Source organism: Dyadobacter sp., assembly GCF_017744695.1.
In the GTDB taxonomy this organism is placed as follows: Bacteria; Bacteroidota; Bacteroidia; order Cytophagales; family Spirosomataceae; genus Dyadobacter.
This window is the reverse complement of the sequence record NZ_JAGIAS010000001.1, coordinates 1,677,682-1,692,092: the sequence shown is the minus strand read 5'-3', so window position 1 is coordinate 1,692,092 and position 14,411 is coordinate 1,677,682. Positions and strand designations below refer to the sequence as shown.

Here is a 14,411-nt window from a genome sequence, read left to right as displayed (position 1 = left end):
GAAATTTAACCGGGGCTTTTCTTGCCAAAATGGTTCTTTTTGCTAGATTTGAGAATATATGCTTTGCGGCATGCCTCGTCCGCAAATGCCGCTACCGTTCACCAAATCACATTTTATGACCCGAACTCTGACTTTTCTCTGCATTTCCACCTATTTCAAGGGCAATGATTTTTTGCAGGCGCTGAAAGACGCTGGTAACAAGGTTTTTTTGATCACCGCGAAAAAACTGGAAGATAAACCTTGGGTCAGGGATGCCGTGGATGAGTTTTTTTATGTGGAAGAGGGGGAGGATGGTACGTATAATATGAACGAGATCATTACCGGCCTTGCGTACGTGATGCGCACGCGCCCGATCGACCGCGTGGTTGCGCTTGATGATTTCGATGTGGAGAAGGCGGCGCATATCCGCGAGTATTTCCGGATTCCCGGCATGGGCCAAACCACCGGCCGCTATTTTCGCGACAAGCTCGCTATGCGTACAAAAGCGTTGGAATCAGGCATTCTTGTCCCGGGCTTTTCGGCGCTTTTTAACGATGATCAGATCAATCGTTTCATCGAAAAATATCCTGGCCCGTGGATGATCAAACCTCGCTCGGAGGCTTCGGCTTCGGGTATTCAGAAGTTAAGCACGGCCGAGGAACTCTGGAACACCATTCATGAACTGGGAGATAAGCGTCACGCCTATTTGGTGGAGCAATACAAGCCGGGTGATGTCTATCATGTCGATTCGATTTCCTACAACGGTATTGTTATATTTTCCTGGAACAGCAAATACCTTGCACCGCCTTTCGACGTAGCGCATGGGGGCGGTATATTCCGCTCCGTTACGGTGCCGCTCGACTCTTCCGAGGAGCATGCATTGCAGACACTCGCCGTGGATTTGCTTAAAGCTTTTGGATTGAAACATAGCGCGTCACATACCGAAGTGATCCGTTGCTATGACGATGGTAAATATTATTTCCTCGAAACGTCGTCCCGCGTTGGCGGCGCGCATCTTTCCGAGATGGTCGAAGCCTCGTCGGGCATTAACCTGTGGAAAGAATGGGCTCGGATGGAAACCGCGGAGGCCAAGGGTGAAAATTACAAATTACCCCCAGTGCGAAAAGAGTATTCAGGCATTATTATCTCGCTGGCACGCCAGGAGTGGCCTGACCTGTCGGTTTTCAACGATCCGGAAGTGGTATGGCGCATGAACGAGCCGCACCACGTGGGACTGGTGGTGAGGTCCAAATCCCGCGACAAGGTGTTGGAGCTGATGGATAAGTATGCCGCCATTGTTCAGAAAAAATACCATGCTTCTGCGCCGGCCCCGAAGAAACCGGCGCATTGATGGTTACTTTTTAGGGGTTGGTACATTGGCAGCCAGGTAATTTTCCAGGCTTTTGAATTGTGTCGTCCAGTATTCCTCGAACATATTGATCCATTGCTGTACTTCGCTGAAGCCATTCTGGTTCAGTACGCAATATCGTTCACGACCTTTCTCCTCGATATTTATAAATCCCGCATTTTGAAGGATTTTGATATGTTTGGAAACTGCCGGTCGGCTAATGTCGAAGTTCTCCGCGATCGCATTGATCGAGCGTTTTTCTTTAGCAACCATCATTAATATCTCCCTCCTTCCCCGATCCGCCAGGGCCTGGAAGGCATCCGCTGTTTCGGGACTCATTGGAAATGTGCTTCGAAAGCCTTTTTGAGTGATTTATTAACGATTTTTTTCCACCCCATTTCCATAATGAAGCTCGTGAGCATGTTTTTCGGGCCTGCAAATCCGGTATGCTCCAGACGGAGTTCGGTGCCGCCGTCTTTCGGCTCCAGAATCCATGTTACAACGGTATCGAGCGTGGTGACACCCGGCTTCGGCCCGCCTTTGAAGCTGTAAGAAAGCCTTTTCAACGGCTCGATTTCCAGGATTTTGTGGTACATAATCCCGTCCCAATTCTGTGCCGGCCGTGGCTTTTGCTGCGTTTGGCATTCAAAGCCTATTTCCGGCTTGAAATCCTTCATAGGGCTCCATTTAGTGAGGATTTCCGGATTAGTAAGGCATTCCCAAATCATCTCGGGTGGATAAGGGTAAAACCATTTGAGTTTGATATCGCGCTTCATGATGTGTAACTTTTTAGTTACGTAAACTTATATGTAGCTTTTTTGTTACGCAATTTTTTGGATGAAAAACTTTGTAGAAGTGTGTGACCGAAATAGAAGGTGAGCGTCTAAATGGGTAGACTTAAACTCATTCGCTATGGACACGATCACGAATAACACGCTATTCAACACCGTAAAAAACCTAATACAGGCTAGTAGGCAGTATATTGCCGTTTCTGTCAATGCGGAAATGAGTCTGTTGTATTGGAAAATCGGAACGGTCATCCGACAGGAAATTTTGAAAGAAGAGCGCGCAGAATATGGAAAACAGATTGTCGCGACACTGTCGCGACAATTGGAGGGTGAGTATGGAAAGTCATTTTCAGAAAAAAGTCTGAGGAGAATGATCCAGTTTGCGGAGCTTTTCCCAGAGGAACAAATTGTCGTATCGCTGATACTACAATTGAGTTGGTCACATTTTATGGAGATCCTACCAATTCTGGACGCAATAAAACGCGAATTCTACATCCAAATGTGCATCCACGAAAAATGGAGTGTGCGGACGTTCCGGGAACGGATTCAATCCATGCTCTACGAACGCACCGCCATCAGCAAAAAGCCTGAGGATGTCATTATCAACGATCTCCAACTACTAAAAACCGAACAAAAACTCAACCCTGATCTTGTTTTCAAAGACCCGTATTTTCTCGATTTTCTGGGCTTAAAAGACGCCTAATCGGAAAAGGACCTCGAAGCGTCGATCATTGTAGAGTTGCAACGCTTCATCATTGAAATGGGCACCGATTTCGCATTCATGGCGCGCATATCGAGCTCATGCAGCTGGGGCAAAGTAACATTCGCGTGGCCGATTACCTGACGGCGTTGCCTTCGCAACAGGTTTTACAGGAAAAGCTGCACAAAGCGGTTGAAATTGCACGGCACAAAATGGAGCAACGCGACTTTTTGAATACAAAAACGGGCCTGCCAAGTGACTAGCAGACCCGTTTGAATGTATTTTGAAGAAGGTTAAACCAGCTTGAATGCCTGACGGCCGAGCAACACCCAGTTTCCTTTCACTTTTTGAAATACCATTAATACGCCGAGCTTCACTTGCGCCGGATCTTTTCCCTTATTATGCGTGTCGCCAAACAGCTTGTGACGAACCAAAGCGACGTCGCCGGAAATGGAAATTGTTTGGTCACTCAAATCGATTTTGGTGAATTTCGATTCTTCGCTCACGAGGGCACGGATGAATTCTTTCTGATCTTCCAAAAGGCCGTTGGAATGACCGTAAGACAGCGATGGTGAAGTCAGTTTTTTCAAATCAGCCTCATTGGCGCTGATGATCGCGGTTTTAAGTTTTTCAACGGTCGCGGCAACGGCTTTTTCATCGGCACTTTGGGCGAATACGAATGCATTACCTATCAAAAGGAACGCAAGGAGCAAAAATGTTTTTTTCATCGATTAATAAGGAATTAGGATAAAACTTCGGCTGTCGGGCTTCAGCAATCGGCTGTCGGACTTCAGCTATGGACTCTCATAAAACGATCAGGTATGATAGCCGACGGCCGAAAGCCGAAGTACTACATATCCACCCTCTCCATTTTTGGCGAGAAAACGTGCATTACTCCCCACGCGAGCAGGTATGCGCACCCGCAGATGATGAAAATGACGTTGTATCCTCCGCCTATGTTTCCGGCAGCTTTGTAGTTGTCGAGAATGATCCCTACCAAAAGAGGAAAGAGGATACCTCCTACTGATCCGGCCATACCACCGATACCGACAACCGAACTTACAGCCTTTTTAGGAAACATATCCGACGCCGTCGTGAAAATATTTGCACTCCAGGCCTGGTGCGCCGCCGCTGCGAGACTAATCAACACGACCGCCTGCCAAATGTTAGTGGTGTACTGAGCCGCCATAATAGGCATTACCAGGAACGCGAAAATGAGCATCGAGGTTTTTCTGGCGCGGAACACCGGCCAGCCTTTTTTGATAAAATAGCCCGACAAATACCCGCCGCCAATACTCCCCACGGTGGTTGCCGTGTATACGATCACCAGTTCCGGACTGGGTTTGGAAAGGTTCAATTTAAATGCTTCCGCAAAATAGGAGGGTAGCCAGTAGAGAAAGAACCACCAGATCGGGTCGGTGAGCATTTTGCCAAACACAAATGCCCAGGTTTGCCGGATTTTGAAAAGTTGGAGCCACTTAACGGGTGCTTCCTTGCTGGTATCGGCTTCGTTGTCACTGTGGATGTAGTCATACTCGGCCTGATTGACGCGTGTTTGCTTGGCGGGAAGCTCGTAATAGCGCCACCAGAATATGAGCCATACAAATCCTAATGCACCCGTGATCAGAAATGCTTCCTGCCAGCCATATGCGCCCAGAATCCAGGGGACCATAATAGGGGCCACAACCGCGCCGATGTTAGCTCCGGAATTGAAAATACCCGTTGCCAATGCCCGCTCTTTCTTGGGAAACCATTCGGCGGTCGCTTTGATCGCCACGGGAAAGTTGCCCGCCTCACCAAGCCCGAGAATGGCCCGCATGAAACCGAAACTGAATGTGCCTGTCGCGACGGCATGCAGCATGGCCGCGATACTCCACACGACCACCGAGATCACGTAGCCTATTTTGGTGCCGATTTTATCAATAATAGCCCCGAAACCGATCAGCGAAAATGCATAGGCTGCCTGAAATGCCATTACAATGTGGCTGAAATCAGATTCCGTCCATCCGAAATCGGCTTCCAGCGTCGGTTTAAGCAACCCGAGCACCTGGCGGTCGAGGTAGTTGATGGTCGTTGCGCAGAACAGGAGCGCTACTACGCGCCAGCGATAGCTGGTCTTTTTGGTCTCCACTTGGAGTTCTGTAGGTTCAGGATTGTGAGAGCGCATATTCCGTTCTTTCTAAAAGCGTTTTAAGTGTTTCAATAATGCCGTTTTGCGCAATGGATTGAAGATGTCCGACAATGGAACTGTGTACAGAATCGATTTTATTCAGGTCACGGCCCCAGATCGACTGTTCTTTTAATATCGCCAGCACCATGTCGGGCAAAGATGCCATTTGCCATTTCTGGTAAAAGAATGGGGCTTTGGGGTCCTGGATCAGGTAAGGAACGCCGTCGAGGCGGCCGTAATAACTGTCGCCTTCCTTTTTCACGGCTTTCATAAAGTGAATGAAAACCGCAAGCCCGAAAGTCATGTATTCGGGCAGATAACTATTTTTTGCCTCATAGTTAAGAAAGGTCGGAATGACCCGGGAAAGAATCTTGGCGGAATAATTTTGGTTGATATTAAACCACTTGTGTAAAATATGCGGGTTGCGGAAACGGTCGGCGACTTGCCGGCTGAATGCCAGCGCAACTTCGGGGCGGACGTCGTATGGAATGGCGGGCGCAATTTCGCTTTCCATCAAATGCGTAATGAATGCGGAAAAAAACGGGTCGTTCATGGCTTCCACCACGGTTTTGAAACCACATAAATGTGCTAACCCGCCCCCGAGTGTGTGGGCGCCGTTAAGCAGGCGGAGTTTGAGCTCGCGGTATTGTTCGATATCCGGCTCGATGACGAGCCCCTCGTCGATGCCGTAAAAGCCGATTTTCTGGCGGATGCGCTCGTCTCCTTCGATGGCCCACAAATGGTAATGCTCGGTGGTGATGAGCAGCTCATCGCGGTAGCCGAGCTCTTCTTCGAGCTCTTTCAGCCGCGCTTCGTCGGGTTTGCCGGGTACAATGCGGTCGACAAGGGAGTTACAAAAGAAATTGCATTGTTCGATCCAGTCGATGAACGCGCCTTCCAGGCCGTTGCGGTGGGCGAGTTCGAGGATAATGGATTCGAGTTTTTTACCATTGTCGGCAATCAGCTCTGTTGGGATAATCACTACTCCAAAATCGGAATTGCCACTGAATGCGACATAGCGCGCGTAAAGAAAGGCCAGCAGTTTCCCGGGAAAGGACACGGGAGGCCATTGGTAAATGTCATCCTGAACGAGTTGAATGCCGGTTTCGGTCGTATTGGAGATGACGAGGGTGACGGCCGGATTTTTGGCCAGGTCCAGTACCAGCGACCATTGTGTTTTGGCTGAAAGCACCCGGCTGATAGCCGAAGAAATGACGTTTTCCTCCTTCGGTTCGCCGTCCTGAATGCCACGCGAACAAATGGTGTAAAGGTTATCCTGTCGCTCAAATGCCTTGGTATCGCCCTGGTCCGTCGATTTAACGACCACGATCCGGCCATTGAAGACACCTTGCCGGTTGGCTTTGTCTATAAAATAATCGGCCAGACCGCGCAGGAACGCGCCCGTGCCGAATTGCAGCACTTTTTCCGGCAGTTGGAATACGGAATCATCGGCCACGACCACGGCGGGTTGGCTCCTGAGCTGGCGAAGGTTTTCCCGGAAGAGATGCCCCATAGCGTTAAGATTTACTTTTTGACAACCTGTTTCAACAACCAACCGGCGAGGTCCTTGCCTGCCTCGAAATTCTCGAAGCTGGTGTCGATCCTCCTGCCGTCAACATATTCATTGTAAAGCCAGGGATCGCCGACGGCGAACACGGTACCCTTACCATATCTGGAAATTCCGAAAATGACGTCGCCCTGGTCGGTCAGCAAGGATTTGGCGGGCGGCGTGATACTCAGTGGCGAAAGCTCTTTGATGTAAATTTTTTCTGTGTGAGGAAAAACAGCCTTCGCCTCGGCGGGGATCATTAGTTTACCCTGCTCGAACTGCGTGCCTTGTACCATATTCCGGTTCTTATTCGTGAACTGCATGCCGAACCGCGCGGCGAGCTTGTTGAAATGCGGGATCTCGCAATTGGCGGTGTCGTTGGCCATCAGCACCAGTACACCGCCTGATTTTACCCATTTTTCAATTTCAGTAATGGCCTTATCGTCGATGAAATGCGGCTCCGAAGTTTCCTTTTTGGTGTCGGGGTCGACCACAATGTAAATGTCGACGTTATTCAAACTGGCAGCTGTCGGTGCAGTGGGCAGTGATATGGTTTTGGCACCCAATTCCCGGAAAGTATTACCCCAAAGCCAGAAACCCGAATGCATCCGGTCTTCCCAGGTATAGTGGAATTGCTCCTGCGCGCCGGTAAGGTCTTTTCGGTTTTCGTGATTGAAATAGTAATCCAGACCGATCGTCTTACCCTTTCCTATGGCATTCTCGGCGGCAATCTCCATTTCAATACTCGCAAAAATGAACGGCCCGATACCTTTCAAATCGTTCTTGCGAATGGGTTCGCTGAGGTAGTATTCGTACGAACCATCACGGTAAGGCGTTCCGCCAAGGCCGCCGACGCTCACGGTTTTATGAAGGCTTAAAGTGCCATTGGCCTCCTTTTCTACAAAATTTCGCAATATTCCCTGATAACCTTTTTGGGCATTTGCCGCAAATTTTTCAGGAATGTAGCCCAGTCTCGCACCCTTCGCGAGCGCATATACGAACATGCACGAGGCCGACGCTTCGAGGTAGTTTCCGGCTCGCTTGCCCTGGTCGATCACCTGGTACCATGCACCGGATTCCGGGTCCTGGTATTTGGCCAAAACAGGGGCCAGTCTTTGCAGATAGCCTATCAGTTGCGGTCTCCCCGGATGTTGCGCGGGCAGGTAATCGAGTACATCCACAAGCGCGATGGCGTACCAGCCAATCGCCCGCGCCCAGAAGCTGGGGGAACGACCGGTTTTTTTGTCGGCCCATGGCTGTTCGCGGCTTTCGTCATAGGCATGGTAAACGAGCCCCGTTTTTTCATCCACGGCATATTTTTCAATCAAAGCGAATTGTTTGACGATATCGTTGAAATGTTCGGGGTGATGAAAAATGAGGCTGTATTCCGCTGCGAACGGCTCGCCCATGAACAGGCCGTCGAGCCACATTTGGTTGGGATAGCGCTTTTTGTGCCAGTAACCGCCTTCTTTGGTCCGAGGTTGCTCTTCCAATTGCTTCCAGAGCAGATCGGCCGCTTTTTTGTATTTCTCTTTATCCGGTAATGATTGCTGGTACAGGGTGAGTAAGACGCGGCCGGGCGGGATGTTGTCAATATTGAATTCGTCGGCGCGGTAGGTGCGAATGCTACCATCGGGGCGAACGTACTGGTCGATGTCCTTCCGGATGTATTCGAAATATTTGCCTTCGCCGGTCCGGTACCATACTTTTTCGATGGCTTTCAGCATTAACCCCTGCTCGTAGTCCCATTTCGTGGCGGTGTTTTTTCCCACCAATATTGAATCCTTATGGTTAGCTATAAAGGAATCCGCCATCCGGCGCGACATCGGCAGCTCCTGCGCAAACACACAGGTAGTCGCGAAGCAGGCGATCCAGAGTGTGAAAGAGCGGAAACGGGGTAGAGAAATGGCCATCAGCAAGGGGTTATACCTTTGGAATACTTACAAAATCTTCCCGCATGGGAGTGAAAATATCGACCAGCATGCCGGCCGAAAGGCACAATGCACCATGCACCACATGTGGCGGGATGTAGTAAACATCGCCCTGTCGTAAAACTTGCTTCCGTTCCCCGATCGTAATCTCGAACTCGCCGCTCTCGACGTAGCTCATCTGCGTGTGGAAATGGCTATGCAACGTGCCGATCCCACCTGTCTCAAATGCGACCTTGACCATCATCAGATTAGCATCGTAGGCCATGATCTTGCGTTTAAGGCCGCCTCCGAGGTCTTCCCAGGCGATTTCGCTATCGGCGATGAATTCCTTTTCTTTGAGTGCTTCCATTATCTGAGATCGCTGATCAGTACCGGGTCCATGTCTGTATAATCCTTGTTTTCACCGGCCATTCCCCAAATGAACGCGTAATTGGACGTGCCGCATCCCGAGTGGATCGACCAGGGAGGCGAAATCACGGCCTGCCGGTTGGCCACCCACAAGTGCCTGGTTTCCGAAGGTTCGCCCATTAAATGTAACACCCTTTGATTTTCAGGGACATCGAAATAGCAGTAGGCCTCCATGCGCCTGTCATGCACATGTGAAGGCATGGTATTCCAAACGCTGCCCGTTTGCAGTACCGTAAGTCCCATCACGAGCTGGCAACTTTGGATGCCGTCCAAATGAATGTATTTGTAAATAGTACGATGGTTCGAAGTTTCCATGCTGCCGACAGTGGCCGGCGTTGCGTCTTCCTTGGTAAAAAGGCGCGTCGGGTGGGTTTGATGCGCAGGCGAGGAAAGCAGGTAGTATGCGGCTGGTTCCGAAGGATTTTTGCTCGTTAGCAACACTTCTTTTGTCCCCTTTCCAACATACACGCAACCCAACTTGCTGATCGGGAAATGTTCGCCATCGGCAATCACTTCGCCGTCGCCGCCGATATTGATAATGCCTATTTCGCGTCTTTCGAGAAAATAGGAGGCTTTTAATGCTTCGAATGTCGGGAGGACTAGCGGTGTCGCCAGCGGAATGGCGCCGCCGATGATCACGCGGTCGTAATGGCTGTATACGAAATGGATCTCGTCATCCCGGAAGATATCTTTCACAAGGAAATTGTCGCGCAGGGTATCGGTATCCATTTGCGCTACTTCTTTCCGGCTGCTTTCAAATCTGATTTGCATGTATGCGGCTACTTTTGAAGTTCTCTGTATAAAATAGGGTATTGATTAACGGCCCATCCATCCGCCATCGACGGTCAGTATGGTGCCATGCACGTAATTCGATGCTTCCGAAGCCAGGAAGAGTGTCGGGCCTTTGAAATCTTCCGGCAAGCCCCAGCGTCCGGCCGGAATGCGGTCTAGGATCGACTTGCTGCGTACGGGGTCGTTACGTAACGCCTCGGTATTGTCGGTATTGATGTAACCCGGCGCGATAGCGTTCACATTCACGCCTTTGCCGGCCCATTCGTTGGCCAATGCCTTCACCAGGCCGCCGATAGCGCTCTTGGAGGCCGTGTAACCGGGTACATTGATGCCTCCCTGGAATGTGAGCAGCGAAGCCGTAAAAATGATCTTGCCTGACCCGCGCCCGATCATTTCCCTGCCTAGTTCGCGGGCGAGTATGAAAGGGGCGTCCAGGTTGATATGCAGTACTTTGTCCCAGTACTCGTCGGGATGACCGGCCGCTGGTTCACGCAGAATAATCCCTGCATTATTTACAAGAATGTCGATGACCGGGTGATCCTTTTTAACCTGAAGAATAAACTGATAAAGCTTTTCACGGTCGCCCAGATCGGCCTGATAAGGGTGGAATTTCCGTCCTGTTTGCCGGATAACACGTTCTGTTTCGTTGTCCGCTTTAAATTCTGAAGAGGCGACGCCGATAATGTCCGCACCGGCTTCCGCAAGCGCTTCGGCCATGGCTTTCCCGATGCCACGATTGCAGCCGGTTACTAATGCTGTCTTTCCGGTCAGATCAAATAGATTAACGGTATTCATTAATGGGTTTATGATTTGTCTTTTTCGGGGTATCCGATAATTTTAGCGTCGGTAGTAAATAGACCCGAACCAAACGATGTTAGACTGAATAATCAGAAAAATCAAATAACGAATTGTCTTTTTTTGTGCAATCGTTATCGGGAACGTTGTCAGTTGGGCCGGATGATTGTAAATTTTAGGATAAATTGGCAGTCCGGCAGAGTGGGGAAGAGGTTGAGAGGATGTTTTGAAACGAATAATAAGTTGGAATAAACCAATTTTTCCATTGGAAACCATCACCATCAAGGATATTGCAAAGGCACTGAATCTGTCGACCTCGACAGTTTCGCGTGCATTGAGAAATAGCTACGAGATTAACCCTGAAACCAAAAAGCTGGTGATGGAGTACGCCGAGCGGATGAACTACCGCCCGAATCCCATTGCGCTGAGCTTGAAGGATAGCAAAAGCAAGTCGATAGGCGTCATTATCCCCGAAATCGCCAATCATTTTTTCTCCCAGCTTATCAACGGTATCGAGTCCATTGCTTATAACCTGGGCTACCATGTGGTGATCTTCCAGAGTCATGATTCTTACGAAAGGGAGGTGGCGAATACCAACTACCTGGTTTCCAGGCGTGTGGATGGGCTGCTGGTGTCACTGGCCAGCCTTACCACCAATCTTGTACACTTTCAGGAATTGATGGAAAAAGGACTGCCAATCGTGTTTCTCGATCGTGTACCTAATGATATCGAGACGCATAAGGTTGTGGCCGACAATTTTACGGGAAGTTACGAGGCTACCGAGCACCTGATCCTGTCGGGGCGGAGGCGTATTGCGCATCTCACGAGCCCTATTTATTTGTCGATTACCACCGAGCGGCTTGCGGGATATAAAAAAGCATTGGAAGACTATGGCATCCCATTCGATGAGTCGTATGTCAAATATTGCCTGTATGGGGGCAAAATAGAGGCCGAAAACGAGGCTGCCATAGAAGAACTGCTCTCACTGCCCGAGCCGCCGGATGCCATTTTCACAGCCAGCGACCGGCTTACGACCGGGTGTATGTCGGTATTTCAAAGGAAAGGCATCCGGGTGCCTGATGAAATTGCGATTGTCGGCTTTACCAATATCAGCGTGGCCAATTTGCTCAACCCGCCGTTGACGACTGTTATGCAGCCTGCGATGGAAATGGGCCAGCAGGCTGTTGAGCTGTTGATCCGGTTGATCGAGCATCCTCAAAAAGACGAGAAATTCGAAACGCGTTCGCTCAAAACTGCTCTGACAATACGGGAGTCTTCTGTGGGAAAAACAGTAGTTTAGTGGAAAAACCGCATTACGGATGATCAGCCTGCGCATCGATGGAGCATTGTTCAATTACAGGGTCGCCGGCGTGGCGGTACTGAATGGCAAGGTGCTTCTGCATAAAACTCCTTCCGACAATTTCTGGACGCTTCCTGGTGGGCGCTGCGAGCTGTTCGAATTTTCAAAAGACACCTTGCAGCGTGAAATGCAGGAAGAAACCGGACTCGACGCCGAGGCCGGCGAAATGCTGTGGGTCTCGGAGAATTTCTTCCTCTATAATGGAGATCAATACCACGAGATAGGCTTCTACTTTGAAATGGAGATTCAAGACCTGCCCTCCCAGGACGATTTTCTCGGTGTGGAAGGGCAGGATGAATTACTGTTTCACTGGCATGATGTGACGGATTTGTATTCGATCCGTGTCTATCCGGAGTTTTTGGCGGATGCTTTGGCTAAAAAGCCACTCGAAAGAGGACACTTCACCGCCGCCTTCCGGGATCTCGACGCCGGATAATTACTTATTTCGTCATAAAGCGCCAGGTCACACGGCCGATGGTATCAGGCTTGCCATTTTCAGGCGCTGAAATGCTGCCTTTCAATTGCCCTCCCTGCCGCTCGACCTTAACGGTACGCCAGGAAAATGCGCCTTTTTCGTAAGCAAATGTCTCACCATCATCGTCGTAGAGATTGTAGCTGGCATTCTTTTCGCCATAATGCCGGATTTCGATGTCCGTTTTTGCTCCTGAACGCGGCGCGTGGAGCAGGGCAGGCATCATGGGAATAATGCCTCCGTCTTTAACAAAAACAGGGATTTGGTCCATTCCCGGGTTAACGGTAATTACCTCCCCGTCGCCTGCCAGTTTGCCGGTGTAGAAGTCGTACCATTTTCCTTTGGGTAAAATCACTTTTCGCGAAGTCTGGCCGGTAAAGAGCGGTGCCACCAGCAGATATTCGCCGGCCATATACTGGTCTTTTACCTCGCGTGTGACAGCTTCCTCGTAAGGGTTTTCATGCAGGTTAGTCGCGGTTTTTTCCTTTTCCATATTTATCCCAAAACCTTCTTCGAGGTTCATTCCGCGGAATGGCGGCGTGCCGTTGTAATGGTATTTGGCGAATTCGGAGTACCAATAGGGCATCATGCGCATCCGCAGTTCCGCCAATGCCTTGATTTGCGGCGCCACCTCAGGGAATGTCCACGGCTGCATGCTGCTCGACCACGCATTGATCATCGCCATGGGGGAGAAACATACCGTCTGGAAGCGCCGGAGCCATTCTTCGGCGGTTTTCGATGCGCGCACCTCGGGTGTCCACAGCACGCCCGCGTAGCCGCTGTTGATGAGCGCGGTAATGAAGTCTTCGTGGCTGTAATTGTCATTATAAATCACATAGGGAAATGATGCGCCGCCTGCGTTGGACGCGCGCACGAGCCCGTACGTCCGCATATTGTTGCGGCGGAACACTTCAAAACTGTGCTTCTGCACGAGTAGTCCGTACGTCTGGCGGATTTGCTCGGATGAGCGGCCCGATGGAAATGTGGCTACATCCGGCCAGAGGTAGGAGTCGAAACCATCCACCTCATCGATCTTGTAGCCGCTGACACCGATTTTGACATGCTCCTTTTCAAACTGGTCAAAGAGAATCTTGCGGGCTTGCGGCATCGAAAGGTCAGGAACGATACCGTTCCAGACAGTATGAGAACCGGTGTAGGGGCTTATCGCCTTGTAAATAGAGGCATCGGGCGAGACATACGGGTTTGTCCAAAGATTGATTTTAACACCCATTTGATCCATATCCTTCACAAAGCCCGCCGGATCGGGGAAACGCGAGCGGTCCCATTCGAACGTGCACGGATAGGACTTGGTTTGCCAGCCGGGTTCAAGACCAATGAAGTCGAGCGGGAAGCCTTTTTCTTCAAATGCTTTGGCTTCCTGCTTGACCTGATCGGCCGTGTAGAGCCGGTGGACGCGCTGTGTAAAGCCCAGCCCCCAGCGCGGCGGCAGGCAACCTCCTCCGCTCAGCAGGTTGAAGCGTTCGATTGCATTGACGGGTTTGGGCCCGGCGAAAACATATATTTCAATGCCCTCGGCAGGTATCAGCATTTCAACGGCGTCGGAATAGGGATGGGCTTCCCAGTTTTTATCGGTGTTGCGGTCCATCACTTTGGGCGGATTTTTGCTGTCCTTGCGTACGCCCGAGCCTGCGTACACGTCGATGTACTTGGCGGAATTGACGAAGACGCCGTAGCCCAGTGACGATACATAAAATGGAACCGGTGCGTGTGTGCGGCCATTGTCCGATTTACCGTAGTGGTCGGCGTGGAGTTGCATAATGCGGCCGCGTTGGTGGATGGTCTGGAAATTCAGTCCGAAGCCATAAAGCTGCTCATTTCTCTGTAACGGTAACCGCAGGTAGGATTTCCCATTGTTCAATTGAAATGCAATAGCCGATTTATCCAGCGGAAAGTCCTGTCTGGACAGTTTCGCAAGTGCGGGCGAGGCGGTAGCTTCTGCCGCTTTGAGCAGGTCGTAGGCATCCGGTTTGCCTGCGGTACCCTTCCAGACACCCGGGTGGATCTCTTTCCAGGTGATAATCTGCCCGAAAAGCAGGGAGGGGAGGAGGATTGAAAACAGGGTCGAAAGGACTAGGTTAAGGTAGCGCATGGGGTTTAG

General features: G+C 50.4%; 15 protein-coding genes. 5 read left to right on the top strand and 10 right to left on the bottom strand.

Annotation, left to right across the window (positions count from 1 at the left end; genetic code table 11):
• The first annotated feature begins 115 nt into the window (after nucleotides 1-115).
• Nucleotides 116-1,330, top strand: coding sequence for an acetyl-CoA carboxylase biotin carboxylase subunit family protein (locus J7619_RS06610; protein ID WP_291195850.1), 1,215 nt, complete (start codon nucleotides 116-118; stop codon nucleotides 1,328-1,330).
• A gap of 3 nt (nucleotides 1,331-1,333) precedes the next feature.
• On the opposite strand, the gene J7619_RS06605 is transcribed toward J7619_RS06610, so the two are convergent.
• Nucleotides 1,334-1,666: a helix-turn-helix transcriptional regulator gene (locus J7619_RS06605; RefSeq protein WP_291195848.1), complete on the bottom strand. Its 333-nt coding sequence runs from the start codon at nucleotides 1,664-1,666 to the stop codon at nucleotides 1,334-1,336.
• Complete coding sequence (locus J7619_RS06600; RefSeq protein WP_291195845.1) at nucleotides 1,663-2,103, bottom strand: SRPBCC domain-containing protein; 441 nt, start codon at nucleotides 2,101-2,103, stop codon at nucleotides 1,663-1,665. Before J7619_RS06600 ends, J7619_RS06605 begins: the two co-directional genes overlap by 4 nt.
• Before the next feature lie 136 nt (nucleotides 2,104-2,239).
• Between J7619_RS06600 and J7619_RS06595 the strand changes: the two genes are divergently transcribed.
• Nucleotides 2,240-2,818, top strand: a complete 579-nt coding sequence (locus tag J7619_RS06595; RefSeq protein WP_291195842.1) for a DUF1016 N-terminal domain-containing protein — start codon at nucleotides 2,240-2,242, stop codon at nucleotides 2,816-2,818.
• Between the two features lie 98 nt (nucleotides 2,819-2,916).
• A complete protein-coding gene (locus tag J7619_RS06590) occupies nucleotides 2,917-3,078 on the top strand; it encodes a hypothetical protein (RefSeq protein ID WP_291195836.1) in 162 nt (53 codons plus the stop codon).
• A 30-nt stretch (nucleotides 3,079-3,108) separates the two neighbouring features.
• Here the strand turns inward: J7619_RS06590 and J7619_RS06585 are convergent, their stop codons facing one another.
• From J7619_RS06585 to J7619_RS06555, 7 genes are all read right to left on the bottom strand, one after another.
• On the bottom strand, nucleotides 3,109-3,543 hold the full coding sequence (locus J7619_RS06585) for a nuclear transport factor 2 family protein (protein ID WP_291195833.1): 435 nt from the start codon (nucleotides 3,541-3,543) through the stop codon (nucleotides 3,109-3,111).
• 122 nt (nucleotides 3,544-3,665) lie between these two features.
• The gene (locus tag J7619_RS06580) at nucleotides 3,666-4,982 is read right to left on the bottom strand and encodes an MFS transporter (protein WP_291195830.1); all 1,317 of its coding nucleotides are present in this window, start codon (nucleotides 4,980-4,982) and stop codon (nucleotides 3,666-3,668) included.
• Nucleotides 4,963-6,498: a tagaturonate reductase gene (locus tag J7619_RS06575; protein WP_291195827.1), complete on the bottom strand. Its 1,536-nt coding sequence runs from the start codon at nucleotides 6,496-6,498 to the stop codon at nucleotides 4,963-4,965. The genes J7619_RS06580 and J7619_RS06575 overlap by 20 nt, the downstream gene beginning before the upstream one ends.
• A gap of 11 nt (nucleotides 6,499-6,509) precedes the next feature.
• Nucleotides 6,510-8,447 carry a glycoside hydrolase family 88 protein gene (locus J7619_RS06570; RefSeq protein WP_409012707.1) on the bottom strand — a complete coding sequence of 646 codons (1,938 nt, stop codon included), beginning with the start codon at nucleotides 8,445-8,447 and terminating at the stop codon, nucleotides 6,510-6,512.
• Between the two features lie 10 nt (nucleotides 8,448-8,457).
• Nucleotides 8,458-8,814 carry a cupin domain-containing protein gene (locus J7619_RS06565; RefSeq protein WP_291195824.1) on the bottom strand — a complete coding sequence of 119 codons (357 nt, stop codon included), beginning with the start codon at nucleotides 8,812-8,814 and terminating at the stop codon, nucleotides 8,458-8,460.
• Entirely contained in the window at nucleotides 8,814-9,644 is an 831-nt protein-coding gene (kduI, locus tag J7619_RS06560) for a 5-dehydro-4-deoxy-D-glucuronate isomerase (RefSeq protein ID WP_291195821.1), read from the bottom strand. Before kduI ends, J7619_RS06565 begins: the two co-directional genes overlap by 1 nt.
• A 45-nt stretch (nucleotides 9,645-9,689) precedes the next feature.
• Entirely contained in the window at nucleotides 9,690-10,460 is a 771-nt protein-coding gene (locus J7619_RS06555; RefSeq protein WP_291195818.1) for an SDR family NAD(P)-dependent oxidoreductase, read from the bottom strand.
• 265 nt (nucleotides 10,461-10,725) lie between these two features.
• Between J7619_RS06555 and J7619_RS06550 the strand changes: the two genes are divergently transcribed.
• Both J7619_RS06550 and J7619_RS06545 read left to right on the top strand, forming a co-directional pair.
• On the top strand, nucleotides 10,726-11,760 hold the full coding sequence (locus J7619_RS06550) for a LacI family DNA-binding transcriptional regulator (RefSeq protein WP_291195816.1): 1,035 nt from the start codon (nucleotides 10,726-10,728) through the stop codon (nucleotides 11,758-11,760).
• Between the two features lie 19 nt (nucleotides 11,761-11,779).
• Nucleotides 11,780-12,256, top strand: a complete 477-nt coding sequence (locus J7619_RS06545; RefSeq protein ID WP_291195813.1) for an NUDIX hydrolase — start codon at nucleotides 11,780-11,782, stop codon at nucleotides 12,254-12,256.
• A 4-nt stretch (nucleotides 12,257-12,260) separates the two neighbouring features.
• Here the strand turns inward: J7619_RS06545 and J7619_RS06540 are convergent, their stop codons facing one another.
• Nucleotides 12,261-14,402, bottom strand: a complete 2,142-nt coding sequence (locus J7619_RS06540; RefSeq protein WP_291195809.1) for a TIM-barrel domain-containing protein — start codon at nucleotides 14,400-14,402, stop codon at nucleotides 12,261-12,263.
• Nucleotides 14,403-14,411: the final 9 nt, after the last annotated feature.